The organism is Bacillus sp. EB106-07-01-XG149 (assembly GCF_058791555.1).
In genome coordinates, this window is record NZ_JBYTDP010000005.1 from 422,135 (window position 1) to 447,383 (window position 25,249).

28 protein-coding genes are annotated in these 25,249 nt (G+C 36.9%); 14 read left to right on the forward strand and 14 right to left on the reverse strand.

All coding sequences use genetic code 11. From position 1 onward, the window contains the following. Positions 1–34 precede the first annotated feature (34 nt). A complete protein-coding gene (pepA, locus tag AC3WTA_RS21925) occupies positions 35–1,519 on the forward strand; it encodes a cytosol aminopeptidase (RefSeq protein ID WP_000487978.1) in 1,485 nt (494 codons plus the stop codon). Positions 1,520–1,648: 129 nt separating this feature from the next. Here the strand turns inward: pepA and cdaS are convergent, their stop codons facing one another. After that, on the reverse strand, positions 1,649–2,254 hold the full coding sequence (gene cdaS, locus AC3WTA_RS21930) for a sporulation-specific diadenylate cyclase CdaS (RefSeq protein ID WP_070169194.1): 606 nt from the start codon (positions 2,252–2,254) through the stop codon (positions 1,649–1,651). Positions 2,255–2,397: 143 nt separating this feature from the next. Between cdaS and AC3WTA_RS21935 the strand changes: the two genes are divergently transcribed. Together AC3WTA_RS21935 and galU are read left to right on the forward strand one after the other, a co-directional pair. Next, a complete protein-coding gene (locus AC3WTA_RS21935; protein WP_492333026.1) occupies positions 2,398–4,122 on the forward strand; it encodes a phospho-sugar mutase in 1,725 nt (574 codons plus the stop codon). Positions 4,123–4,230: 108 nt separating this feature from the next. After that, on the forward strand, positions 4,231–5,118 hold the full coding sequence (gene galU, locus AC3WTA_RS21940) for a UTP--glucose-1-phosphate uridylyltransferase GalU (RefSeq protein ID WP_000832650.1): 888 nt from the start codon (positions 4,231–4,233) through the stop codon (positions 5,116–5,118). A gap of 104 nt (positions 5,119–5,222) precedes the next feature. On the opposite strand, the gene AC3WTA_RS21945 is transcribed toward galU, so the two are convergent. The 3 genes from AC3WTA_RS21945 to AC3WTA_RS21955 all read right to left on the reverse strand — a co-directional run bounded on the left by AC3WTA_RS21945 (position 5,223) and on the right by AC3WTA_RS21955 (position 7,594). Next, the gene (locus tag AC3WTA_RS21945; protein ID WP_001054104.1) at positions 5,223–6,059 is read right to left on the reverse strand and encodes a hypothetical protein; all 837 of its coding nucleotides are present in this window, start codon (positions 6,057–6,059) and stop codon (positions 5,223–5,225) included. A gap of 147 nt (positions 6,060–6,206) precedes the next feature. Beyond that, on the reverse strand, positions 6,207–6,800 hold the full coding sequence (locus AC3WTA_RS21950) for a biotin transporter BioY (protein ID WP_001252151.1): 594 nt from the start codon (positions 6,798–6,800) through the stop codon (positions 6,207–6,209). A 50-nt stretch (positions 6,801–6,850) separates the two neighbouring features. Then, a complete protein-coding gene (locus tag AC3WTA_RS21955) occupies positions 6,851–7,594 on the reverse strand; it encodes a DUF3298 and DUF4163 domain-containing protein (RefSeq protein WP_000810345.1) in 744 nt (247 codons plus the stop codon). A 95-nt stretch (positions 7,595–7,689) separates the two neighbouring features. On the opposite strand from AC3WTA_RS21955, the gene AC3WTA_RS21960 reads away from it, so the two are divergent. Then, positions 7,690–8,073 carry a hotdog fold thioesterase gene (locus tag AC3WTA_RS21960; RefSeq protein WP_000520763.1) on the forward strand — a complete coding sequence of 128 codons (384 nt, stop codon included), beginning with the start codon at positions 7,690–7,692 and terminating at the stop codon, positions 8,071–8,073. Between the two features lie 36 nt (positions 8,074–8,109). Here AC3WTA_RS21960 and AC3WTA_RS21965 read toward each other — a convergent pair whose 3' ends face one another. Both AC3WTA_RS21965 and AC3WTA_RS21970 read right to left on the reverse strand, forming a co-directional pair. Continuing rightward, on the reverse strand, positions 8,110–9,486 hold the full coding sequence (locus AC3WTA_RS21965) for a glycine--tRNA ligase (protein WP_000287155.1): 1,377 nt from the start codon (positions 9,484–9,486) through the stop codon (positions 8,110–8,112). A 344-nt stretch (positions 9,487–9,830) separates the two neighbouring features. After that, positions 9,831–10,544, reverse strand: a complete 714-nt coding sequence (locus AC3WTA_RS21970) for a DNA alkylation repair protein (protein WP_000553333.1) — start codon at positions 10,542–10,544, stop codon at positions 9,831–9,833. Positions 10,545–10,662: 118 nt separating this feature from the next. Here AC3WTA_RS21970 and AC3WTA_RS21975 point away from each other — a divergent pair, with 118 nt between their 5' ends. Next, positions 10,663–11,130: a hypothetical protein gene (locus AC3WTA_RS21975; RefSeq protein ID WP_000390064.1), complete on the forward strand. Its 468-nt coding sequence runs from the start codon at positions 10,663–10,665 to the stop codon at positions 11,128–11,130. 109 nt (positions 11,131–11,239) lie between these two features. Here the strand turns inward: AC3WTA_RS21975 and AC3WTA_RS21980 are convergent, their stop codons facing one another. Further along, on the reverse strand, positions 11,240–12,565 hold the full coding sequence (locus AC3WTA_RS21980) for an ArsB/NhaD family transporter (protein WP_000545212.1): 1,326 nt from the start codon (positions 12,563–12,565) through the stop codon (positions 11,240–11,242). A 289-nt stretch (positions 12,566–12,854) separates the two neighbouring features. Between AC3WTA_RS21980 and kapD the strand changes: the two genes are divergently transcribed. Further along, positions 12,855–13,478 (forward strand): 3'-5' exonuclease KapD, encoded by a 624-nt coding sequence (kapD, locus tag AC3WTA_RS21985; RefSeq protein ID WP_000344365.1) that lies wholly within the window; start codon positions 12,855–12,857, stop codon positions 13,476–13,478. 41 nt (positions 13,479–13,519) lie between these two features. Here kapD and kapB read toward each other — a convergent pair whose 3' ends face one another. Next, positions 13,520–13,903 carry a kinase-associated lipoprotein KapB gene (gene kapB, locus AC3WTA_RS21990; RefSeq protein ID WP_001209345.1) on the reverse strand — a complete coding sequence of 128 codons (384 nt, stop codon included), beginning with the start codon at positions 13,901–13,903 and terminating at the stop codon, positions 13,520–13,522. Between the two features lie 166 nt (positions 13,904–14,069). Here kapB and AC3WTA_RS21995 point away from each other — a divergent pair, with 166 nt between their 5' ends. Beyond that, on the forward strand, positions 14,070–14,246 hold the full coding sequence (locus AC3WTA_RS21995; protein ID WP_000982763.1) for a hypothetical protein: 177 nt from the start codon (positions 14,070–14,072) through the stop codon (positions 14,244–14,246). A 68-nt stretch (positions 14,247–14,314) separates the two neighbouring features. Continuing rightward, a complete protein-coding gene (sodC, locus tag AC3WTA_RS22000) occupies positions 14,315–14,854 on the forward strand; it encodes a superoxide dismutase [Cu-Zn] (RefSeq protein ID WP_000746502.1) in 540 nt (179 codons plus the stop codon). Positions 14,855–14,941: 87 nt separating this feature from the next. Here the strand turns inward: sodC and AC3WTA_RS22005 are convergent, their stop codons facing one another. After that, positions 14,942–16,093, reverse strand: a complete 1,152-nt coding sequence (locus AC3WTA_RS22005; protein ID WP_001175863.1) for a MalY/PatB family protein — start codon at positions 16,091–16,093, stop codon at positions 14,942–14,944. 117 nt (positions 16,094–16,210) lie between these two features. Between AC3WTA_RS22005 and AC3WTA_RS22010 the strand changes: the two genes are divergently transcribed. Further along, positions 16,211–16,462 (forward strand): YugE family protein, encoded by a 252-nt coding sequence (locus AC3WTA_RS22010; RefSeq protein ID WP_000537642.1) that lies wholly within the window; start codon positions 16,211–16,213, stop codon positions 16,460–16,462. Positions 16,463–16,491: 29 nt separating this feature from the next. On the opposite strand, the gene AC3WTA_RS22015 is transcribed toward AC3WTA_RS22010, so the two are convergent. Both AC3WTA_RS22015 and AC3WTA_RS22020 read right to left on the reverse strand, forming a co-directional pair. Beyond that, the gene (locus AC3WTA_RS22015; protein ID WP_001015205.1) at positions 16,492–17,331 is read right to left on the reverse strand and encodes an alpha/beta fold hydrolase; all 840 of its coding nucleotides are present in this window, start codon (positions 17,329–17,331) and stop codon (positions 16,492–16,494) included. 109 nt (positions 17,332–17,440) lie between these two features. Continuing rightward, entirely contained in the window at positions 17,441–18,433 is a 993-nt protein-coding gene (locus tag AC3WTA_RS22020; RefSeq protein WP_002096238.1) for a 2-hydroxyacid dehydrogenase, read from the reverse strand. 265 nt (positions 18,434–18,698) lie between these two features. Here AC3WTA_RS22020 and AC3WTA_RS22025 point away from each other — a divergent pair, with 265 nt between their 5' ends. From AC3WTA_RS22025 to yugI, 3 genes are all read left to right on the forward strand, one after another. Continuing rightward, positions 18,699–19,196 (forward strand): Lrp/AsnC family transcriptional regulator, encoded by a 498-nt coding sequence (locus AC3WTA_RS22025; RefSeq protein ID WP_000255701.1) that lies wholly within the window; start codon positions 18,699–18,701, stop codon positions 19,194–19,196. Further along, a complete protein-coding gene (locus tag AC3WTA_RS22030) occupies positions 19,193–20,383 on the forward strand; it encodes an aminotransferase (protein ID WP_000808542.1) in 1,191 nt (396 codons plus the stop codon). Before AC3WTA_RS22025 ends, AC3WTA_RS22030 begins: the two co-directional genes overlap by 4 nt. A gap of 252 nt (positions 20,384–20,635) precedes the next feature. Further along, a complete protein-coding gene (gene yugI, locus AC3WTA_RS22035) occupies positions 20,636–20,980 on the forward strand; it encodes a S1 domain-containing post-transcriptional regulator GSP13 (RefSeq protein WP_000003766.1) in 345 nt (114 codons plus the stop codon). Positions 20,981–21,092: 112 nt separating this feature from the next. On the opposite strand, the gene AC3WTA_RS22040 is transcribed toward yugI, so the two are convergent. Then, the gene (locus AC3WTA_RS22040; RefSeq protein WP_000105789.1) at positions 21,093–21,326 is read right to left on the reverse strand and encodes a DUF378 domain-containing protein; all 234 of its coding nucleotides are present in this window, start codon (positions 21,324–21,326) and stop codon (positions 21,093–21,095) included. Between the two features lie 274 nt (positions 21,327–21,600). On the opposite strand from AC3WTA_RS22040, the gene AC3WTA_RS22045 reads away from it, so the two are divergent. Beyond that, a complete protein-coding gene (locus AC3WTA_RS22045; RefSeq protein ID WP_000103651.1) occupies positions 21,601–22,953 on the forward strand; it encodes a glucose-6-phosphate isomerase in 1,353 nt (450 codons plus the stop codon). 107 nt (positions 22,954–23,060) lie between these two features. After that, positions 23,061–23,474, forward strand: coding sequence for a YugN-like family protein (locus tag AC3WTA_RS22050; protein WP_000612345.1), 414 nt, complete (start codon positions 23,061–23,063; stop codon positions 23,472–23,474). Here the strand turns inward: AC3WTA_RS22050 and AC3WTA_RS22055 are convergent. Continuing rightward, the gene (locus AC3WTA_RS22055) at positions 23,461–24,456 is read right to left on the reverse strand and encodes a potassium channel family protein (RefSeq protein WP_000842340.1); all 996 of its coding nucleotides are present in this window, start codon (positions 24,454–24,456) and stop codon (positions 23,461–23,463) included. The two genes, AC3WTA_RS22050 and AC3WTA_RS22055, sit on opposite strands and share 14 nt — an antisense overlap. A gap of 94 nt (positions 24,457–24,550) precedes the next feature. After that, positions 24,551–25,231 (reverse strand): MgtC/SapB family protein, encoded by a 681-nt coding sequence (locus AC3WTA_RS22060; RefSeq protein ID WP_000384161.1) that lies wholly within the window; start codon positions 25,229–25,231, stop codon positions 24,551–24,553. Positions 25,232–25,249 lie beyond the last annotated feature (18 nt).

The following is a 25,249-nucleotide window of genomic DNA, read 5'->3' on the forward strand; positions in this document are numbered from 1 at the left end:
AAAGGCAGAGTAGAGAAATTTAGGGGGTCTGAACATGTTTCAAGTACAAAAAGAATTAGCAAGCCATGAAGCGGTAATCGTTGCCTTATTTGAAGAAGAGAAAACGAGTAGTTTTGTACAAGAACTGGACAAAGCTTTTGAAGGACAATTACAAGTTTTATTAGAAGAGAAAGAACTTTCTACTAAGAAGAAAGCTATTTCAAAAGTACATAGTTTAGGAAAAACAAATGTGAAACGTTATTATTTCGTTGGTTTAGGTAAGAAAGAGTCTTACACGACAGAAACGTTGCGTTCTGCTCTTGGTAAGGCGTTTAAAACGTTACAAGCAGCAAAAGTACAAGATGCAGCAATCTTGCTTGATTCTTTCGTAACAGAGAAATTAGATGCGATTGATGTAGCTCATATTGCAGCAGAAGTACAAGGTCTTGGTACATATGAGTTACAAACGTATAAATCAGATAAAAAGGATCGTGTGGAACTAGAGAAGTTCACGGCTATTACAGCGGAAGATGCACAAGAAATTGAAGCTGCATTAACAGTTGGCTACGTACATGGACGTGCAACAAATTCAGCTCGTACACTTGTAAATATGCCGCCAAACGTATTAACAGCAACAAAGCTTGCTGAGTATGCTGTTGAGTTAGCGGAAAAGTATGATATGGATTATAAAGTTCTTGAGAAAGAAGAGATGGAAGAGCTTGGTATGGGTGCGTTACTTGCAGTAAACCAAGGATCTACTGAGCCACCAAAAATGATCGCTCTTATTTATAAAGGAAAAGAAGAGTGGACAGATGTCATTGGATTCGTTGGAAAAGGGATTACATACGATACAGGTGGTTATTCTTTAAAACCACGTGAAGGCATGGTCGGTATGAAAGGTGATATGGGCGGTGCTGCTTCTGTATTAGGTGCGATGGAAATTATCGGTGAACTTCGCCCAGAGCAAAATGTGATCGCTGTTATTCCATCAACTGATAACGTTGTGAGTGGTACAGCATTTAAGCCAGACGATGTAATCACATCTATGAGCGGAAAAACAATTGAAGTATTAAATACAGATGCAGAAGGTCGCCTAGCGTTAGCTGACGGTATTACGTATGCGAAAAAACTAGGTGCAAACTATCTTATTGATGTTGCGACATTAACAGGTGGTGTAATTGTTGCACTTGGAAATCAGACGACAGGCGCAATGACAAACAATGAAGAGTTGTTTGAGCAAGTGCTAGAGGCTTCTATGGAAACAGATGAATCAATTTGGCAATTACCGATTTTTGATCGTGATAAAGAACGCGTTCGAAATAGTAAGTTTGCTGATTTAAATAACTCACCAGGCCGAGAAGGACATGCGGTTATGGCAGGTACATTCTTAGGTGAATTTGCTGAAGATACACCTTGGGTACACTTAGACATCGCTGGAACATCTGAAACGTCAGGAGCGCATGATTTAGGGCCAGCTGGAGCAACGGGTGCAATGGTACGTACACTTGCAACACTTGTTGAACGTTTCGGAGAAGAGTAAGATCCATAAGAGAAGGCTGTTCCAACATTTTGGAACAGCCTTTTTTATTGGTATGATTATTGTCATTTTTTTCGTTAATTCGATATAATTTCATTTCCTATTGTACTGTTCTATAGGAAAAGATGGAACCTATAAAGAAATGGTATATAACGTTCCATTTAAAGCGAATGAAGTGCGACCTGTTTCTTCAGAGACAACTAAAATAAGTGCATCGCTTTTTTCTGATAAGCCAATTGCAGCTCTGTGACGTGTTCCTAGTTCAGGATCAACTTCTGTGCTTTTCGTTAACGGAAGAATATTGGCAGCTGAAACAATATGATCATTTTTAACGAGAACGGCTCCGTCATGAAGAGGGTTACCTGGATAGAAAATGGATTCAAGTAACGGTGAGGTTAAATGAGCATGTAATGTTGTTCCAGTTTGAATAAGAGAGTCAAGTGGCTCGTTTCTTTCCACAACAATAAGAGCCCCGTGTTTTCGGGCGCTTAAATGTTGGACAGTTGCTGTGATAGAATGTGAGCTTTCAGTATAAGGTGATAAATACGCTTGAATATAGTATGTAGCTGCCAATGTTTGTACGTTTGCTAACATATGATGAATATCTTCCATTTTGCACAAAATACATTCATCTTCTTTATCAATTGCTTGTCTCATAATTGATAATTCTTTCTCAGCAATTTCAATCATTTGCTTTGTTTGTATTTTGAGCTCTTCTGACAAGCCCCATTCTTGCATAATCCTCATTCCCTTTAGTGGAGTATTTAACCATAGTGTATACAAATATTCCTAGTAAAATCCTGTTAGATTGTAAAAAATATTGAGATACAGGTTGTTTTTTTCATATAATAAAGGTAAGACAAGCGAGAGGAGATAGAAATATGAACTGGAAACAAGAATTTAGTCGCTGGCTTTCATATACAGAGTTAGACGCAGAACTAAAAGAACAGTTAGAAAACATGAAGCAAGATGAGAAGAAAATTGAGGACAGCTTTTATAAAAATCTAGAATTCGGTACAGGTGGTATGCGTGGTGAACTTGGTGCTGGTACGAACCGTTTAAACGTATATACAGTTCGTAAAGCAACACAAGGATTAGCGAAGTTTATTGAAAAATTAGGTGAAGAAGCGAAGAAGCGCGGTGTTGTTGTTGCGTACGATTCTCGTCATAAATCACCTGAATTTGCAATGGAAGTAGCTGCTACACTTGGTGCACACGGTATCACAACATATGTGTTTGAAAGCTTACGTCCAACGCCAGTGCTTTCTTTCGCAGTTCGTCATTTACATACAGTAAGTGGAATCGTTCTTACGGCAAGCCATAATCCGCCGGAATATAACGGTTATAAAGTATACGGTGAAGATGGTGGGCAGTTGCCTCCAAAAGAAGCTGATGAGTTAATTAGCTATGTAAATGCAGTAGAGGATGAGTTAACAGTTGAGGTTGCTAATGTGGAGCAATTAAAAGCTGACGGTTTATTAAATATTATTGGACAAGAAGTAGATGATGCATATGCTGCAGAATTGAACAATGTCATTATTAATAAAGAAATGGTACAAAATGTTGGTAAAGACTTAAAAATCGTCTTTACACCATTACACGGAACATCAAATATTTCTGTACGCCGTGGTTTAGAAGAAGTTGGATTTACAGATGTAACAGTTGTAAAAGAGCAAGAGTTACCAGATCCGAACTTCTCTACAGTAAAATCACCGAACCCAGAAGAGCATGCAGCGTTTGAGTATGCAATTCGTGACGGTGAGAAGGTAGGCGCAGATGTGTTAATCGCAACGGATCCTGACGCAGACCGTCTAGGCGTTGCAGTTCGTAATCACGATGGTGAGTTCCAAGTATTAACTGGTAACCAAACAGGTGCATTAATGCTTGATTACTTATTATCTCAAAAGAAAGAAAACGGAACACTTCCAGAGAACGGTGTTGTATTAAAAACAATCGTAACGTCTGAAATTGGCCGTACAATCGCGAAAGCATACGGTTTAGATACAGTTGATACGTTAACTGGATTTAAATTTATCGGTGAGAAAATTAAACAGTATGAAGAAAGCGGACAATACGAATTCCAATTCGGTTATGAGGAAAGCTATGGTTATTTAATCCGTCCATTCTGTCGTGATAAAGATGCAGTACAATCTGTTCTATTTGCATGTGAAGTAGCTGCATACTACAAATCACAAGGTAAAACTTTATACGATGGTTTATTAGAAGTATTTGAGAAGTACGGTTTCTTCCGTGAAGATCTTGTATCGCTAACGCTAAAAGGAAAAGATGGAGCGGAACAAATTCAAGAGATGATGGCAACATTCCGTGAAAATCCTCCGAAAGAAGTAGCGGGCTTAACAGTTGTAGCTGTTGAAGACTATAAAGCGAGCATCGTTACATCTTTACAAGATGGACATAAAGAAGAGATTCACTTACCGAAATCAAATGTGTTAAAATATCAATTAGAAGATGGTTCTTGGTTCTGCCTACGCCCATCTGGAACTGAACCGAAGATTAAGTTCTACTTCGGTGTTCAAGATAATTCTTTACAAAATAGTGAACAAAAGTTACTTACTATTAAAGAAGATATTATGAATCGTTTATAATATAAAGTAATTTTAAGTAGTAGGGAACAAAAGGGAGTGAAACCTCCCTTTTGTTCTATGTAAGGAAATAATCGTTATTGATTCTGACAGAAGAGAGGGTATTTTGTGATGAAAAGAGTAAGAAAAGCGATAATCCCAGCAGCGGGATTAGGAACACGTTTTTTACCAGCAACAAAAGCAATGCCAAAAGAAATGTTACCGATAGTAGATAAACCAACTATCCAATACATTGTAGAAGAAGCAATAAAATCAGGAATCGAAGATATTATTATCGTTACTGGTAAAACGAAGCGCTCTATTGAAGATCATTTTGATAATGCATTTGAGTTAGAGCAAAACTTATTAGAAAAGAAAAAGTATGAGTTACTTGAAAAAGTACAGGCTTCTTCAAAAATGGTAGATATTCACTATATCCGTCAAAAAGAACCAAAAGGATTAGGGCATGCAGTTTGGTGTGCACGTAAATTCATCGGTGATGAGCCATTCGCTGTTTTATTAGGTGATGATATCGTTCAAGCTGAAAAACCATGTTTACGTCAATTAATTGAAGAATATGATAAAACGCTTTCTTCTGTTATTGGTGTACAAACGGTTCCAGAAGATGAAACACACCGTTATGGAATTATCGACCCATTAGAGCAGGAAGGACGTCGTTACCAAGTTCGCAATTTCGTTGAGAAACCAGCAGCAGGTACAGCACCTTCAAACTTAGCAATTATGGGACGTTACGTTTTAACACCTGAAATCTTCATGTTCTTAGAACAGCAACATGTTGGTGCTGGTGGTGAAATTCAGTTAACAGATGCAATCCAAAACTTAAACGAAATTCAACGTGTATTTGCTTACGATTTCGAAGGAAAGCGCTACGACGTAGGTGAAAAGTTAGGATTCGTTCAAACGACAATCGAAATGGCCCTGCAACACCCAGAATTACGTGATGAAATGGTTCCAATGATGCAGAAAATTTTAGAAGAACACACGAAGCAACAGTCTTAATATAGTGATATAATCCCCTGTTGGATGAGCGGTAAAGGAACGTATTTACTGCTTAATCTAAAGGGGATTTTTTGAGAAAAAAAGACACTCTGGAGAGAGTGTCTTTACTTTTGATCAGTAGGCTTTAGCTCATCAGCTTTGGATTTTATTTCATCAGTAATAGCGATATTAATATTACCAGCTGCTTTTTTGTATTCCTGAATCAATGCATTAACGTTTTGATTAAATGAAATTAAGCTGCCACTTGGAGATTGGGCCTGTTCGTTAAGCGCAGTGATAATCCCATATATTTTTTTATATTCTTCATAGGTTTCTTTATATTTATTAGGCTGTTCTTTTGCAGCTTCAGAGACTAACTTTAAATCATTTCCCATATTGTTATAAAACGTATCAACGCTTGTAATCATTCCGTCAATTTCTGTTCTCTTAGAACTTAGTGCATTATTGAAGTCCTGTCTTTTATCTATTGCGCTTGACCATGTAGTTGAATACTCGGATAACACGTAAGATGCTGCATATTTAAAGGTGTTTATATTATTATAAAAAGATGCTGCGGCAATTAAGTAATTAGCTTCTTTTTTCTTTTGGGCTTGAAGAGCTTGATACTCCTCTTCCATATTTGTTACTTTTGTTATCGTAAAGAGAAGAACGATGACGGATATAACGGTTGTTAGAAATAGTATTAACGATGTTATTAAAGATTTTTTTGCTGGTAATTTTCGTACTTTCTTAATTAACCCAATAACAATAAAGATTAAAGCCGCGCATAAACTAACTATAGTAAGAATTAAAAAGAAAAATGCTAGGCCGTTTCCAAAGGTATATGACATTCCTAACTCGCTATTTCCATATAATTTGTAACTGATACTCATACCTAGTATGAAAAATAAAGATAGTACTCCGACACTTACTTTAATAAGTGTATTTTTTGATAGATTCACTGATTTTCCTCCAAAATATTGTTCTAATTAGATGTGCAAAATATCTAATTTGCTGAATTAGCATAACAAAAATCATTTTTAATATGTGTCGTATATTGTCGAAAAACAAAAAAGAGTTATCTTAACATAGTAAGATAACTCTTTTTATTATGAAATCGTCGAATGAGAATGCTGATAAGCGGAACGACGTACAGCATAGTATATGCGAGGTGCGATAATAGCACCGATAATTGTAAATGCAATATCTTTTACTGCGAACCACATCATAATCATCCAAGCAGCTTTATAACTCATATTACCACCCATGAAGAAATTGACTGCCCCGTACATATAAGTAGTACCGATAATATACGTTAAAATGATTCCTGTGAAAGAGGCAATTGCAAATGTACTGAATGTTGGTCGTTCTTTTTGTTCTACTAGTTTTCCTGATACGTAAGCAACGATAATAAATGCAATAATAAAACCACCAGTAGGATCTAAAAGTGCCCCGAATCCAGCTTTGAAGTTAGCGAAAATTGGTGCACCAGCTAAGCCAACGAGCATATACACAGTCATTGATAATGCACCAAGTCTACTTCCAAGAAGAAGCCCTGCTAAAATTGCAAAAAATGGTTGCATAGATAATGGGATGCCCGCTACTTGCAGGAATGGTGCCCAAGATACAATATTTGCACCAATGGCCATAAGAGCGACGAACATGGCAGCTAATGCTAAATCTAAAACATGAAATCTTCTCATAATGTTAACCTCCTGTTGTTTTTAGGTTAACATTATCGTAGCGAAAATATTTACTTGTTGTCAATCAAAATATTTTGATAAGAAGGCTTCAAATACTCTCTTAGCAACGTATACGGAATACGAAATTGAGGAATTCCGCTTGAATAAGGAGCAATCTCATATAAAGGGAAATAAATGACGAGGTTGTCCGGTTCTAAAAAGAAGTGAAACTTTTTCGTACTCATTATTTTTTCAGTTGCATCAGGAAAATAAATGCCTTCATTTTGTTTAATTTGTCTTACAATCTCAGCGCGGATTATTTCTTTATATTTATCTTCTTGTTGAAATAAATCGTCTAAGTGTAGTAACTTTTTTTCTTTTAAATCAAATGTGTTTGCCTTCCACGTATAAAGACCGTGTGCTCCGCCTGTATATTGATAGTAATTCAAATATAGGCTGAGTAAGGGTGGTTTATTTAAGGAGATTTTATAATCAACATTCGCCACGTACGGATGAAAAGGTGTGCTAGATCCTTCTGTTTCTTTATAATATTTTTTTGCGTCTTTTTCTAATTTAGTTTTAAATTTGTCAGTAGACTTTTTGTAATAGAAATTGAGCTTATTTTGAAATTTAGAATCGGAAAAATTGTGAAAAGAAGGTCTGTTAATTTGATATTCTATATAAGGTTTCTTACCTTTTTTTGTTACAGTCTGAACATCGATTGTCAGGTTGGATGCTTTGGCTGCTAGTGCACAATTTGGTACAATAGTCAGCAAGGAGAGCATAAGCAGTAATATACAAAATTTCTGTTTCATTTAGGTGAAACCTCCTTATATAAGTGTTATAAGTAGTTTGAAAATAAATAGGTAAAATTATACATTCAATTAAAGTAAGAGAAGGAGGAAACGATATGGGAAAAACTTTAATGGATTCACTTGGAATTGAGTTGTTAGAGATGACAGAAGATAAGGTGGTTGCTACGATGCCTGTTGATGAGCGTACGCATCAGCCATTTGGTTTTTTACACGGTGGTGCATCTCTTGCATTAGCGGAAACAGTAGCAAGTGTCGGTTCATACAATTTAATTGATCAAGAGAAATGTATTTGTTTCGGTCTAGAAATTAATGCAAATCACATTCGCTCAAAGAAAGATGGAATTGTAACAGCGATCGGGACACCGATACATAGAGGACATTCAACGATGGTTTGGGATGTGCGTATTATTGATGAAAATGATGATTTACTATGCATATCAAGATGTACAGTAGCAATTAAAGAAAAACGTGAAAAGTAAAAAGAGGCGGCTCAATAGAGCGCCTCTTTTTTATAATTAGAACTGGATTTTCTTCTCTAAGAAACCTTTTAGCTCGCTAATTGGCATACGAACTTGTTCCATTGTGTCACGGTCACGTACTGTAACAGCTTTGTCTTCAACTGAGTCGAAGTCGTAAGTGATACAGAATGGTGTACCGATTTCGTCTTGACGACGGTAACGTTTACCGATAGAACCAGTTTCGTCAAAGTCTACCATGAAGTCTTTAGCTAGTTCTGCGAATACTTCAGTAGCACCTTCAGATAGCTTTTTAGATAATGGTAAGATAGCTGCTTTGTATGGTGCTAAAGCAGGGTGGAAACGAAGAACTGTACGAGAATCGTTTTCTAATTGCTCTTCTTCATATGCATCACATAAGAATGCTAATGTTACGCGGTCAGCACCTAAAGATGGCTCGATGCAGTACGGTACGTAACGCTCATTCGTTTGTGGATCGATATAGTTAAAGTCTTCATTAGAGTGTTCCATGTGACGTTTTAAATCGAAGTCTGTACGAGATGCTACGCCCCATAGTTCGCCCCAACCGAATGGGAATCGGAATTCAATATCAGTTGTTGCGTTACTGTAGTGAGATAATTCCTCTTCACCGTGGTCACGAAGACGCATGCTTTCTTCAGTCATACCAAGTGAAAGTAACCAGTTCTTACAAGTTTCACGCCAGAATGCGAACCACTCTAAATCTTCACCAGGCTTACAGAAGAATTCAAGTTCCATTTGTTCGAATTCACGTGTACGGAATGTGAAGTTACCAGGCGTGATTTCGTTACGGAAGCTCTTACCGATTTGGCCGATACCAAATGGAAGTTTTTTACGCATAGAGCGTTGTACGTTTTTGAAGTTTACGAAAATACCTTGTGCTGTTTCAGGGCGAAGGAAGATTTCGTTCGTGCTAGACTCTGTAACACCTTGGAATGTTTTGAACATTAAGTTGAACTGACGGATTTCAGTGAACTCTTCACTACCACAATCAGGACATTTTACTTCATGCTCTTTCATTAAGTCAGCCATTTGGTCGAAAGTAAGACCATCAACAACCATTTCAATGCCTTTTGCATCTAATGCATCTTCAATTAATTTGTCAGCACGGTGACGCGCTTTACATTTTTTACAGTCGATCATTGGATCGTTGAAGTTACCAACGTGACCAGAAGCGATCCAAGTTTTTGGGTTCATTAAAATAGCTGCGTCTAAACCAACGTTGTATGGAGATTCTTGAATGAATTTTTTCCACCAAGCTTTTTTAACGTTATTTTTTAATTCGATTCCAAGTGGACCGTAATCCCAAGTGTTTGCAAGACCACCGTAAATTTCAGAACCAGGGAAAACAAAACCGCGATGTTTTGCTAAGTTTACAACTTGTTCCATTGAATACATAATAAAATCCTCCTTTTGAAAGTTAACGTATTGGCGATGACGTGCTCAGATACTAGTGAAACGAGCGGTATATGCTTTGAAAACATAAAAAAACGCTCATCCCAAGGCTTAATTGCCTAGGGACGAGCGTTTGCCCGCGGTTCCACCCTAGTTGATACACAACAGGTGCATCCACTTTATCACGTATTGCTCGGGACTGCCGTTTCCTTGCGGCTTCAGGCTTTCACTATCCCTGAATCGCTTTTGTGCAAGTACTTATAAGTCCGTCATCGCTACTTATATTAATAATAATGAACATATTCTAACACGTTCTTTTTTAAATCTCAATAGAGGAACGCGTCTATCTATGATAGAGTCTCGCCTATTTTTTCGTTATTTATTCCGTAATTTTGTTTAATGTGCTTAATTGCTTCACGTTTACTAAGCGAGGCAAGCTCGTTATTTTGCACGTATTCCCAAACGACATCGGGCTTTGTTTTTGCATATTCGCGAAGGACCCAGCCAATCGCTTTTTGAATGAAAAATTCTTTTGAAGAATGTAGCTGTCCAATAATCCAGAAAAGAAGTTCTTCATCCATCTTTTGTTTATATTTTAGCTGGAATAAAATAGCGGCGCGTTGTAACCATATGTTATCTGATGCAATCCATTTTGGAATATAGGCGGAAATTAATTCTGGATGTTTTAAAAAGATATTCCCTAAAAATGTAGGAACGATGCTATCGACAGAATCCCACCAAGATTTTGTTACAATGAGTTCTTCTAAAAACGGGATATGCGTTTCGTTTATATGTTTTTTATATTTTTGCATAATATCGAGTGCAGCCGCTTGAAATTCACGTTCTGGTAAATCCCAAAGCTCACATACGATAACTTGGAAATCTTTTTGATCTGGGAGAGTATGTATTTGGATGACGTCTTTCAATAATTGTCTTCTTTCAGGTGTTTGAATTCCGAGAAATGGGAAGTGATTTTTCATATAACGTGCCATCGGTTCCGCTTTTTCAAGGTTTTTATGAGCTATGAAATGCTCTTGTAATGCTTGTACAAATGGATGCATAAGTGCGTTCTCCTTTCTTATTACCTTTCTCATACCATTATACAGAGAGTTTGGATAAATTTTAAAACATAACTTGTAAAGTAATGAAATATGTTGAGAGTAGAGAGGAGAGGATAAGATGGAAGATCAAGGCGTACTAGCAGGTTTCTTTGCTCTTAGTTTTGCGTTTATTCTTGTTGTATTGATTTGGGCAATTATTGCGTATTTATTAACGGCTTTTGCACTGTATACGATGGCGAAAAATGATGGTGCAACGGATGGTGCTCTTGCGTTTATTCCTTTTTTAAATAGTAAGATCTGGGGTGATTTAGCAAAAGACAAATTACCGGATTTCTTAAAAGAAGAAGCAGGATGGAAAGTATTCGGCATATATGTCGCGTGTTTCATTTTTAACTTCGTACCAATTCTATATTTAATAGCAACAGCTGTATCGATTGTGCTATCTATTTATCTTATCTACGCAATTTTAGATAGATACGGAACGAATTCTATATTGTTTACGATTATTCATACAATCACATTTTCGGTTTTCTTACCGATTCACTTGTTCATTATTCGGAATGAGCCGGTAAGGTATAACGAGTAGATATATGCGGGGAGCTGTTTCAAAGATATTTTGGAACAGCTCTTTGTTGGTTAATCGATATTTCGTTGACCAAGAAAAAAGGGCTGCCACATAGGACAGCCCTTTTTTACTACATAAGGTAGCGTAAATAAATATAAATATGAGAAATGATTAATGAAACGATCATAATTGGGAAGCCGACTTTAAGGAATTCCATGTAGCTAAATTTATGGCCCTCACGACTTGCGATACCTGCAACAATTACGTTAGCAGAAGCTCCGATTAATGTTCCGTTTCCACCTAGACAAGCACCTAATGCTAATGCCCACCATAATACGTCGATTTGTGCGTCAGAAGGTGATAAACCTAGACCAACTGCCATATCGTTAATAAGTGGGATCATTGTTGCAACGAATGGAATGTTATCAATTGTTGCAGAGGCGATACCAGATACCCATAAAATCAGGATAGATGCGTAAGAAACATCTCCGCCTGTTATTCCAATTACTTTTTGAGCTAACATTTTGATAAGGCCGATATCAATAAGTCCTCCAACAAGTACGAATAGTCCTGCGAAGAAGAAGATTGTTACCCACTCTACACTTGCGAATACCTCTTCAATTTCATGTTCTTTTACACCGATTAGCATAAGTACAGTAGCACCAGTTAAAGCGATGATAGCTGCATCAACATGGAAGATCGAATGAGTCATGAAACCTACGATTGTAAGTCCAAGTACTGTTAAAGATTTTTTCATTAATACTGGATCTTTAATGTATTGTTTTTCATCTAAACTCATTAATTTTTTAATTTGTACAGGATCAGCAATTAATTGTTTACGGTACATGAAGTAAAGTATTGTCGCTGTAACAGCAATAATAATGATTACGATAGGTGCTAAGTTGAATAAGAAAGCATTGAAATCTAAATGCTTATTTGCAGAACCAATCATAATATTTGGCGGATCACCAATTAATGTTGCTGTTCCTCCAATGTTTGAAAAAATAATTTCAGAAAGTAAATAAGGAACAGGATTTACTTGCAGTATGCGCGTAATAGATAAAGTAACTGGAACAACAAGAAGTACAGTTGTAACGTTATCTAAAAATGCGGAACCAAGCGCAGTAAGTAAGGAAAGTGAAATTAAAATTTTAATTGGATTTCCTTGCGCCCCTTTTGCTGCTTTAATGGCAACGTATTGGAAGACACCCGATTTACTCGTAATGTTCACCAGAATCATCATACCGATGAGTAGCGTAATCGTCCCCCATTCAATATGTTTCGTAAAGGCGTTGTGTAAATCAACGACCCCCATAATTACCATGAGTGCTGCACCAAGAAGTGCGATGACAGCGCGATTAATTTTTTCTGAAATAATAATGGCATATGTAATTAAAAAGACTGCGATAGCAAAATAATACTGCCAGTTTGCGAGCTCTTGCGTTGTTTCGTGCAAAACTCTCATCTCCTTTCATTCACTTTTCTTAGTGTGTCAAAAATGTTCCCAACGAAACACACATAAAGTCATTATAAAGTAGAAAAATGGAGGATGTAAATGAGAGGGGGTATTTTGTCATATTTTCTGCATCGGTCATTTTTTCTTATTTTTAAAAATATTTGTGGGCATTTGACATATATATAAGATACATCCAATCTGAATATTTAAAATGGAATTAGCATTCGAGCTTGTTCGTGTAGGAGTGTCAAATAGAAAGGAATGACAAAGATGATAAGGAAGGGATCGTATGGATGAACAACGATTTTTATTTTTGGATTTTGAGTTTACGATGCCCCAGCACAGAAAAAAACCAAAAGGATTTTTCCCGGAAATTATTGAGGTAGGACTCGTTTCGGTTGTTGGCTGTAAGGTAGAAGACACGTATTCAGCTCATGTTAGGCCGAAAACTTTTCCTTCTTTAACGGATCGATGTAAGAAATTTTTAGGAATTAAACAAGAAGTCGTAGATAAAGGAATTTCGTTTCCAGAACTCGTTGAAAAACTTGCAGAATATGAAAGGAGATGTAAACCAACCATTGTTACGTGGGGAAATATGGATATGAAAGTGTTGAAGCATAATTGTGAAATGGCGAGAGTAGACTTTCCGTTCTTAGGACAGTGTCGTGATTTATCACTTGAGTATAAGAAGTTTTTTGGAGAGAGAAATCAAACAGGATTGTGGAAAGCAATTGAGGCATATGGAAAAGCAGGGACGGGTAAGCATCATTGTGCGCTAGATGATGCGATGACGACGTATAATATTTTTAAATTAGTAGAAAAAGATAAAGAGTATTTAGTGAAACCAGCACCTCCAACATTGGGAGAACTCGTTGATTTTTCAAAAGTGTTAAAGAAAGTGAGTACACAGTAACGACCAAATTGCACAGTATGTAATTTGGTCGTTTTGTTTTTTTAAAGTTTGTAGTCTTTTTTTAACTGCTCTAATGTTTCTAGACTACGAACCGCAAAAGGTGAATCATCTTCAGAAAATGAATTCATTTGAGTTTCTAATGCTAATTTGAGTGACTCTGTATACTCTGGAATTTCTCCTTCATATTTCTTCACCATTTGCTCTGGAATGTTCGTCTGTTCACGGAAAGCTAAAGCACGTCTTTCATGGAAAAATGGTACGTCAGCTTGTTTTACGTTATGTAAGTCACCTTGCACCGGATGTTTTAAAACAGCTAACACTTTTACGACGTAACTGCCAGGACGGCTATTTGTAACTTCGCCGATGTATTTGCCAGTTTTATAAATACCAGTAACGATTTCACCAATTTCAAATGTTTCTCTCATATTTTTCACCTCAAGTTTATAGTAAGGAAAGTATGCGAAGGAGTCAAAGAAATCATTCGCTTTCGGAATGCCCCCTTGAGAATATGGATAGGTTCCACTATAATTTTATATTATATAACAGAAAATTCTGATGTTTTTTAAAATCCTATAATAAGGAGTGTTCCGTATGATGCCTTTATATTTTCCGGAAGATAAAACAGAATATATTATTCCAGGGATTGTTTGCGTTCTATTTATCATTGGTGCCGTTGCTACGTGGCGTATGTTCATTCGTGTATCAAAACGCGAAGCGGAGCGATTACAGAAAGTTGAAGAAAAACTTTTAGCGGAAAAGAAACAGTAACTCATTTTTGTATGTTTCCCTCTATGCTCGGACAATCTAAGGGCAGAATATATTTTGGAGGGAATAGAATGAAAAAACGGCTTTTTTTTAGTTGTTGTTTATTATTTCTGATGGCAGGTTGTGACCAAGGAAAGCCGAAAGAAATTGACGTGAAATTACATAATGCTTCAGGCGATGAAGTGGGGACTGCGAAAGTAGAGCAACAAACAAGCGGAGTGAAAATTACGATTAAAGGGGAAGGTTTTGCACCAGGCCCGCACGGCATACATGTACACGAAATTGGTGAGTGTAAAGCACCACGTTTTGAATCATCTGGCAATCATTTTAATCCTGATAATAAAAAACATGGACTTCTTAATCCGAAGGGTGCAGAAAACGGTGATTTACCGAACGTAATTGCAGACGGTTCTGGAAAGATCAAGGCAGAAATCGATGCGCCGCACATAACGCTTGAAGAAGGAAAAACAACGATTCATAGAAAAGATGGAGCGTCTATTATTATTACAGAAAACGCTGATGATGGTATGACACAACCAACAGGTAAATCAGGTGATCGAATTGCTTGTGGTGTCATTGTAAAAAAAGCATCGGATATGAAGAAAAAGTAAAAGCTACCGTGCATGGTAGCTTTTTTTGTGAAACGTATTTGAAAAGATATTGATAAAGAAGGTTTTCCCGAATTACCTCCTTTCTTATTATGAAAACGTATGGCGCAGTCTATTTAAGATTTCTTCTAAAACAGATCTTGGACACCCGATGTTAATTCGAATATGTTCTTCTCCGCCTAATCCATATTTCTCACCAGGTTCAACGATGATCTTCCCTTTTTCCTCAAGCAATGTGGTGCGTTCGTTTTGAGAAAGCTGTAGGCGAGAGCAATCAATCCATAATAAAAAGCTACCTTCTGGTTTCGTTACAGAAAGAGCAGGTATGTGATCTTTAATATATTCACAAGCGAATTGAGCGTTATCTTCTATATATAATCGAATTTCATTTAGCCAATCGTTACATTCTGTATAGGCGCTTTGCATCGCTGTATAGGCAAATGTATTTAATCCGTGGAAACCTTGTCTATATTGGATAGATGTAAAGGTTTGACGGAGTTTTTCGTTTGGAATGATAATAATCGATGCCTGTAATCCGGCGATATTAAATGTTTTACTCGGAGCCATACAAGTAATCGTGCATGCTGCTAATTCTTCAGATAAAGAAGCGAACGGTGTATGAGTACGATCTCCGTAAATAATATCGGCATGAATTTCATCCGCGACAACGATTACATTATATTTTGTACATAACGTGCCAAGTTGTGTGAGTTCCTCTTTTGACCAAACACGCCCGATTGGATTGTGAGGACTACAAAGAAGCATGAGTTTGACGCCTTGTTGAAATTGCTTTTCTAAATAATCGAAGTCTATCGCATATGTATCATTTTGTTTCTGTAATGGACTCATGCATAATTGTCTATTGTTTGTTGTGACCATTTCGAAAAATGGGGGATAAATAGGTGGTTGTACGAGAACGGATTCGTTTTCCTTTGTGAAGGCCTGTATGCTCGTACTAAGAGCTGGAACGATTCCGGCGCTAAAGACAATCCATTCTTTTTGAATATCCCAGTTGTACTGTTTTTTTGTCCAGTTACAAATAGTATCTCCAATATTTTCGGGAGGAAGTGTATAGCCGAAAATAGGATGCTCGATACGTTTCTTTAAAGCAGTTTGAATTGGTTGTGGTACTTCAAAGTCCATATCAGCTATCCAAGCGTGGATAAGTTCTTCGTTTTTATATGTATCCCATTTTGTACTATGAGTACCACGTCGATTGACTGTTTTATGAAATAGTTGCATAAGTTTGCCCCCTTCTTCTGTAAAACCGTTAAGTTATGAAAGTTCTCTCTCTTCTTATAGAATAGCTGATGTGATAGGATAAAGAAAAGTATTAAAAAGTGAAAAGGCGGGAAGCGAATGGGTACATATGAAAAGATGATAGAGGTTGTGAAGAATTGGGATCCGTTTCAAATGGGACCGGAGTTTTATGAAACAGAAGCGAGCGATGTTGTGAATGTCGTAAGTGTGTTCGACGACCCAAAGTACATCGCAAAAAAGATTCAACATATATACTTTATGTCTTTTGAGGAAGTACCTGCGCTTGAAAAATGTGAGAAGTTAGCTGTGGAATTACTTGTAATAAAAGAAGGCGGAAGTTGTTCATTGTAGGCTGTCGGAATTTCCGACAGCCTTTTACATTATTGCGCGGAAAACGCAATGATTTCTTCATAAACATGTTCAGGTTTTTCTTCAGGTAGTAAATGTCCTGTGTTTTCGTAAGAAATAAATTTCGAATTTGGTAAATCTTTGTGTAGCCGATGACCTACATGTACAGGGACGACACGATCTTTTTCACCCCAAATGAGTAGTGTAGGTGTTTCTATTTTTTGTAATTCAGTTGAAGATAAGTCACCTTCACGGTCTCTTATCATACGAGTTAAAGCAGGGAATATACGGTTGTCATAAAAAGGAGCGGAGTAACCTTCCTTCATTTCATCGTCAATTAATGAGTGATCATGAACGACATTCATTAAGTTATGAACAATCCCGCGCCGTATAATCCAGTTCTTTACGTATAAATGAAAGAACGGTAAATAAGAAGAGTACAGTAAAGGTAAGGCTGCTCGTGCTAAATAGCTAGAGCTGCATAGTAAAATTGTCTTTGAGATTAATTCAGGGCGTATACGGTTTACGTAGAGAGAAATTTGTCCACCCATAGAATGCCCAACTAACACAATATTTGAGAGAGATAAATGTTCAATTAAATCGATAATAACCGTTGCTAAATTATGATAAGAATACTTAAAGAGATGAGACTTATCACTTTTTCCGAACGGTGGTAAATCAAGAGCTAGTACTGTTCCTGCTTTCGATAATAAAGGAATGAGGCGGCGGTAACTGAATGAGGAAGATAAAAAGCCGTGAACGAGTACGAAAGTAGGACGTTCCGTTTTGTTGTCATGTTCATACAATTCGTAATGAATAGTAGTGCCGCGAGTGGAAAAAGTGAAATAAGGACAAGTATATTCGTGATTCATTTTTTGTCACTCCATTGATTTTTGTTCATATCATTTCCAAGGAAGAAAAAAATATGTTAACAAAAAAAGGCAAGATGACGATGTCATCTTGCCTTTCGCTTATTTATTATTACCCACGAACAATATTAGGCGGTGTTTTTCCTTGTAACCCTGCAACTAAATTTTCAGCGGCTGTCATAGCCATTTGCTGCCTAGTTTTTAATGTTGCAGATCCGATGTGTGGTAAAGTCACAACATTTTGTAATGATAGGAGCGGATTATCTTTTTGAATCGGCTCTTGTGTAAACGTATCAATGCCTGCTGCAAAGATTTTCTTTTCGGTTAACGCATGGATTAACGCTTCTTCATCTACTGTTTTCCCGCGAGAAGCATTAATAAAGATTGCTGTTTCTTTCATTAATGAAAATTCTTTTTCTCCGATAAGATGATACGTTTCATCTGTTAATGGAGTAAGAAGGACAATAAAGTCAGACTGTTTGAGTAGCGTCTGTAAATCACAATATGTAGCATCGAATTGTTGCTCTGCTTCTTCTTTACGGCGACGGTTATAATAAAGAACATTCATATCAAATCCGAATTTCGCTCGTTTTGCAACGGCTTCTCCAATTCGCCCCATTCCGATAATACCGATTGTACTATGGTGTACATCCAGTCCGAAGTGCTCTTTTCCAATTTCGGCGTTCCATTCACCATTTTTCACGTAGGAGTCGAGTTCGCAAACGCGTCGACCAGCAGATAACATAAGAGCGAAAACAAGGTCCGCTACTGTATCATCTAATACATATGGTGTATTCGTTCCGATTACATTTCGCTTTTCCATCGCTTGTAAATCAAAATTATCGTAACCGACAGAAATGTTGCTTATTACTTTTAAGTTAGGAGCTACAGCTAATAATTCTTCATTAATAGCAGATCCGAAATTTAATAATCCATCTTTATCTTGTATTTTCTCTAATAGGACATCACGAGGTACCTTCTCATTTTGCTCCCATTTTTCATAATCACAGTGTTCTAATAAATAGTTTTCTACAAATGTTGGAACTGGTTCAGCAATATAAATTTTTGGTTTCACGGTTCCATCCCCTTTCGCTTTATCACGCATTTTTCCGCTGATTAAAGTTTCACTTTACCCCGCTTTAACGAGCAGTAAGACTCCCACCTAAAAAGACGGTTGAGGCAAAGAAGTGAGGTGGGAGATCAACTGCTCGTAAAAGCCCGATTGGTTCAACTAATAATCCATGGGGTGAACCTTTCCATGAATTAAAGTTTCACTTTATTTTGACATAATTCACTAAAAAAATCTTCTTTTCAAACTGGAAAGGGTATTTGTATAATTTAGACACAAACGAAAAGGAAGGATGATTTATATGGTGACAGAAAAGGAATTAGAATTATTAGCTTGTCTTGAAAAAAGTAGTCGATTATCTGTAGATACATTAGCGAAGCTGTTAAATATAGAAGTAGAAGAAGTAAAGAAGATGGTTGAAAAATTAGAAGCGGAAAAGATTATTGTGGATTATGTAACACATATCGATTGGACGAAGGTGAAAGAACATACAGGTTTAACGGCGATGATCGATGTGAAAGTTACGCCAAAGCGCGGCGTTGGGTTTGATGCGGTTGCTGAACAAATTTATCGTTATTCAGAAGTGAAATCTGTGTATTTAATGTCAGGGACATATGATCTTTCTATTACATTAGAAGGAAAGACAATGGGAGAAGTAGCGATGTTTGTTTCTGAGAAATTAGCAACAATTGAATCTGTCGTTTCTACAACAACGCATTTCATTTTGAAAAAGTATAAACATGAGGGAATTATTTATGAAAAAAACGATGATGATAAGCGCATTGTGGTGACACCATGAAGCAATTTGAACTATCTAGAACGGCAGAATCTTTACAACCATCTGGTATTCGAAAGTTTTTCGATTTAGCAGCAAATATGAAAGGTGTTATTTCTCTTGGAGTAGGAGAGCCTGACTTTGTTACACCTTGGAATGTAAGGCAAGCATGCATCCGTTCTTTAGAACAAGGATATACGTCGTATACAGCAAATGCAGGATTATTGGAACTCCGTCAAGAAATAGCAAAGTATCTAAAAAAACAATTTGCAGTATCTTATGATCCAAACGATGAAATCATTGTTACAGTTGGAGCGAGTCAGGCGTTAGATGTAGCGATGCGCGCCATTATAAATCCTGACGATGAAGTACTCATTATTGAACCAAGTTTCGTTTCTTATGCACCGCTTGTGACATTAGCTGGAGGAGTTCCGGTTCCTGTGGCAACGACTTTAGAAAACGAGTTTAAAGTACAACCAGAACAAATTGAAGCAGCTATTACAGCGAAAACAAAGGCAATTTTGCTTTGTTCACCAAATAACCCAACAGGTGCAATGTTAAATAAATCCGAGCTTGAAGAAATAGCAGTCATTGTTGAGAAGTACAATTTAATCGTATTATCTGATGAAATTTATGCAGAGCTTGTATACGACGAAGTATATACAAGTTTCGCGAGTATTAAAAATATGCGTGAGCATACAATTTTAATTTCAGGATTTTCAAAAGGGTTTGCAATGACAGGGTGGCGCCTCGGTATGATTGCAGCTCCTGTTCAATTTTCGGAATTAATGCTCAAAATTCATCAATATTCCATGATGTGTGCACCGACAATGTCTCAGTTCGCAGCACTTGAAGCGTTACGCGCGGGGAATGATGAAGTAATTCGGATGAGAGACAGTTATAAGAAACGCCGTAATTTTATGACGACATCGTTTAATGAAATGGGTTTAATGTGTCATGTGCCAGGCGGAGCATTTTATGTCTTTCCTTCGATTTCTTCAACTGGACTATCTTCGGCAGAATTTGCAGAACAGTTATTATTAGAAGAAAAGGTGGCTGTTGTACCTGGAAGTGTATTTGGCGAAAGTGGTGAAGGATTTATTCGTTGCTCGTATGCAACATCGCTTGAACAACTTATGGAAGCAATGAAGAGAATGGAACGGTTTGTAGAAAATAAAAAAAGGACAAAACAGAATACGTTTTGTCCATAAAAGGGGGGGAATACTAGAAAGCCATGTGTTAGTATTCTATCCCAATATTGGAGAATTATACGTACTCTAGGAAATTTTTCGTTAATTTTGAATGAGTTCTGTCATAGTGGTATAATTTACTAATATAAGGTATGCGTATCCTGAGTAGCTTTAGTTAGGGTACGTACTAACTAATCGGATATTTAACAATAAATCATCTGCTTTGCTATCTACAATTGTAGAGAAAATGGTAAACGTATGGGAGTGTTTCATATGTCAGAACAATATACAACTGGAGTGGTTGTAACAGGGAAAGTGACTGGGATTCAAGATTACGGAGCATTTGTAGCGTTAGATGCAGAAACACAAGGGCTTGTGCATATATCTGAAATTACAAATGGATATGTAAAGGATATTCATGACTTTTTAAAAGTCGGCGATACAGTAGAAGTAAAAGTACTTTCAATTGATGAAGAACACAGAAAAATGAGTTTATCGTTAAAAGCGGCGAAAAGAAAACAAGGACGGATTCTTATACCGAATCCATCTGAGAACGGATTTAATACGCTGCGAAAAAAGCTAACAGAATGGATTGAAGAGTCCGAGGTAACAAAGTAAAAGAGGAGCGCATATGAGCGTTCCTCTTTTACTTTGTTTTATGATATATATTTGCAAATATGATTGCATGCAATCATATTCGTATGTCGGAGGTGAAGTAAGGACATACTGACTAGCGAATTTCGTTCGTTTCTGGGTGAGTGCCAAGATTTTCTGATGGTTTAAAGAGTAAACCAAGATTGATAAGCCCAGAAATACCAACGATGCCGTAAATAATACGGGAAAGAGCTGAATTTTGTCCACCGAAAATGGCAGCCACTAAGTCAAACTGGAAGAACCCGATCAGTCCCCAGTTAACAGCACCAATTACAGTAAAGACTAATGCGATACGTTGCAGAGTACTCATGAAAAAGCCCCCCTTAATTGTGAAGCATGAGCAAGCGATGAGTTAATTAACTCCTTTATAGAATGGCGTAGTTATGTTGTTTTTATACATAAAAAATATAAGAAAAAGGATGTATATACATCTATACCGAAAAATGCGAATTTTTATGCAAAAAATGAACTTTTTCTAAAAAATATATTTTGGTTACGTTTACAATTGTTGAATCGCTTGATTTACAACTTCAGTTTCGCTAAAGTGAATACAGAAATACATATACATTATTGGAGGGAAAAAGATGAGTACACATGTAACGTTCGACTATTCTAAAGCGTTATCCTTCATCGGTGAACATGAAATCACTTATTTACGTGATGCAGTGAAAGTAACACATCATGCAATCCACGAAAAAACTGGAGCTGGGAACGATTTCCTTGGGTGGGTAGACCTTCCGCTTCAATATGACAAAGAAGAATTTGCTCGCATTCAAAAATGCGCAGAAAAAATTAAAAATGACTCTGACATTTTACTTGTTGTAGGTATCGGTGGTTCTTACCTAGGAGCACGTGCAGCAATTGAAATGTTAAACCATTCTTTCTACAACACGCTATCTAAAGAACAACGTAAAACTCCACAAGTGCTATTTGTTGGACAAAACATTAGCTCCACTTACATGAAAGATTTAATGGACGTATTAGAAGGTAAAGACTTCTCTATTAACGTTATTTCCAAATCAGGTACAACAACAGAGCCGGCACTAGCATTCCGTATTTTCCGTAAGTTATTAGAAGAAAAGTATGGAAAAGCAGAAGCTCGCAAACGTATTTATGCAACGACAGATAAAGCACGTGGTGCATTAAAAACATTAGCTGATAACGAAGGTTACGAAACATTCGTTATTCCAGATGATGTTGGAGGCCGTTTCTCTGTATTAACGCCAGTTGGTTTATTACCAATCGCAGTAAGTGGCTTAAATATTGAAGAGATGATGAAAGGTGCAGCTGCTGGTCATGGTGACTTCGGTACATCAGAACTAGAAGAAAACCCAGCTTACCAATATGCAGTAGTTCGTAATGCTTTATACAATAAAGGAAAAACAATTGAAATGCTTGTTAACTATGAGCCAGCACTTCAATACTTCTCTGAGTGGTGGAAACAGTTATTTGGTGAAAGTGAAGGAAAAGATCAAAAAGGTATTTTCCCATCTTCAGCAAACTTCTCAACTGACTTACACTCATTAGGTCAATACGTTCAAGAAGGTCGTCGTGACTTATTCGAAACAGTTCTGAAAGTAGGTAAATCTACACATGAACTAACAATTGAATCAGAAGAAAACGATTTAGATGGATTAAACTACCTTGCTGGTGAAACTGTAGACTTCGTAAACACAAAAGCATACGAAGGTACATTACTTGCACATAGCGATGGTGGAGTACCAAACTTAATCGTAAATATCCCTGAATTAAATGAGTACACATTCGGTTACCTTGTATACTTCTTCGAAAAGGCATGTGCGATGAGCGGCTACTTATTAGGCGTAAATCCATTTGACCAACCAGGAGTAGAAGCATACAAGAAAAACATGTTTGCTTTACTTGGTAAACCAGGATTTGAAGAGTTAAAAGCAGAATTAGAAGAGCGTTTAAAATAATAAAAAGCGACCGGATTCCGGTCGCTTTTTATTATTTTATCGAAAAGTCCATCAATATATTCAAACTAGAGTGGGTATGCTAAAGAAAAAGTCTAGGAGGGATGGGCTTGATTCCGATTCAATCAAATTTAGAAGGACGTACATATGCGTTATATAAGTTAGAAGAGATAATGAAGCCACTTGGGTATAGCATTGGTGGCAATTGGGATTACAATAAAGGATGCTTTGATTATAAAATTGATGAAGAAGATGGCTATCAATTTCTGCGAGTGCCATTTACAGCAGTAGATGGAGAGCTAGATGTACCTGGTGTAATAGTCCGTCTTGGAACGCCTTATATTCTTTCGCACGTATATCAAGACGAACTAGATGATCACGTAAATACTTTAACGGCTGGAACGAGTGGAATGGATCAATTTGCTGAGCCGAAAGATCCAGATGGAGATGTGAAAAGAAAATATATCAATATTGGGAAAGTGCTCATGCAGGAACTAGAAAAACATTTTCTTAATGGTGAATAACAATGAGTATGTCGCTTTCAATGAGAACAAAGGAATGGACTGGATTAATCATATATTGTTCGTCGCGTTTTATACCTAGTAAGAGAATATTTTGCTTTAAAAGAGTATAGCTACAATTTGCAAAAGTTTGTCCAGTGCAGGAAGGATAAAGCTCCATCAGTTGTAATTTGTTATCAGAGATTTCATCGTAAAGTGAGAATAGTACGCCTGAAATGGAAGGGAATAAAAGAGAAGCGGTAAATACGTAGCTCGTTAATTTATTTCCTTCTATAATTTCTGATACACCAGCTCTCGTTGCATTTTGTATTTGTTCAGAAGTAAGAAGTTCAGCGATGCAGTGAATGTTTGGGTTGAGACCTTTTGCAGTTAAAATATTTAAAATGGACTGTGTATCTGCTAAGCTTTCATTTTTTTCTTTATCAGCTGTTATTAATATAGTGTGAGCAGTTGTAATATTAGCTTTTAATAAAGTTTGATCGTGATGCGGGCAACCCTTTATAAATTCTAAATGATGAAATGGTTTTGGAAGTAAAGAAAGTGTTTCATCAATTAACACGATATCAAGGTTCGGTTGTAAGATGTGCATTTGTTTTACAACATGTTTTGCCCGTTCGTTCCAGCCGACGATAATCATATGACCGTTAGAGGTAGCGGCTTCTTCTCCTTTAATTTTCATATATTGCTTATTAATCATATCAGTGGCGAACAGAACCATATAATAAGAACAAAAACCGGTTCCAAATAAAATAATCCCCATACCGATAAGTTTGCCTATTAGTGTATGCGGGGCAAAGTCACCATAGCCAACGGTGAAAATGGTAACGATTGACCACCAAACTCCATCAAACCATGTGGTGAAGTGCGATGGCTCTAATCTATGTATAAGGAAGCCAGAAGAAGCAGTAAGTACAACAATAAAGCAAACTAAACGAAAAATAATGGAATCACGAAATGTATCTACTAAATTTGGACGGGATTTCAAACTTTTATTCCTCCTTACTTTGCAGGACTACATTCATTGTTACCATTATAGAAAAAAGAAAAACTCTCTAATTTAAAAGAGAGTTTGTTTTACATTACATACTTTCTAATTCAGTTTGTTGGACACTTTCAAGATGCTGGAGGGCGTAGTAAACATCAGCAGTATGCCTTTTTTGATCGATAGATAATTTCAAATGTAAATAGTGAGAGCCATTCTCCAATGTTTTGAGCTTCATATTCTTAACTTTTATATCCATTTCTTTTATTTCTTCAATTACAATTGGGATATTGTCCATATTTCGCACAACAAGTTTTACTGCGATATCACGTTGACGAAATGATCTCGGTCCTACAAATTTCATTGTTAATGGTATAAGTTCGACGCTAATCATAAGGAAACACATTCCGAAAATCGCTTCGATATAGAATCCAGCCCCAACAGCAATACCAATACCAGAAGCACCCCAAATCATAGCAGCAGTCGTTAGTCCTGCAATGCTATCGTTTCCTCTTCGTAAAATAACACCGGCACCTAAAAAACCGATTCCTGATACAATTTGAGCGGCAAGTCGAAGTGGATCCATATTCATATGATCGGTATGTGGCAAATTGTAAGCCGCTTTAATAGAAACAATCGTCAGGAGGCAACTAATAATAGAAATAACTAAACAAGTTTTTAAACCAAGTGGTTTCCGTTTTAATTCGCGCTCTAAACCGATAGCGAACCCTAAAATAGCCGAGAGACCTAGTTTGATTAATAAATCGGCATAGTCCATATATATTCCTCCTTGTAT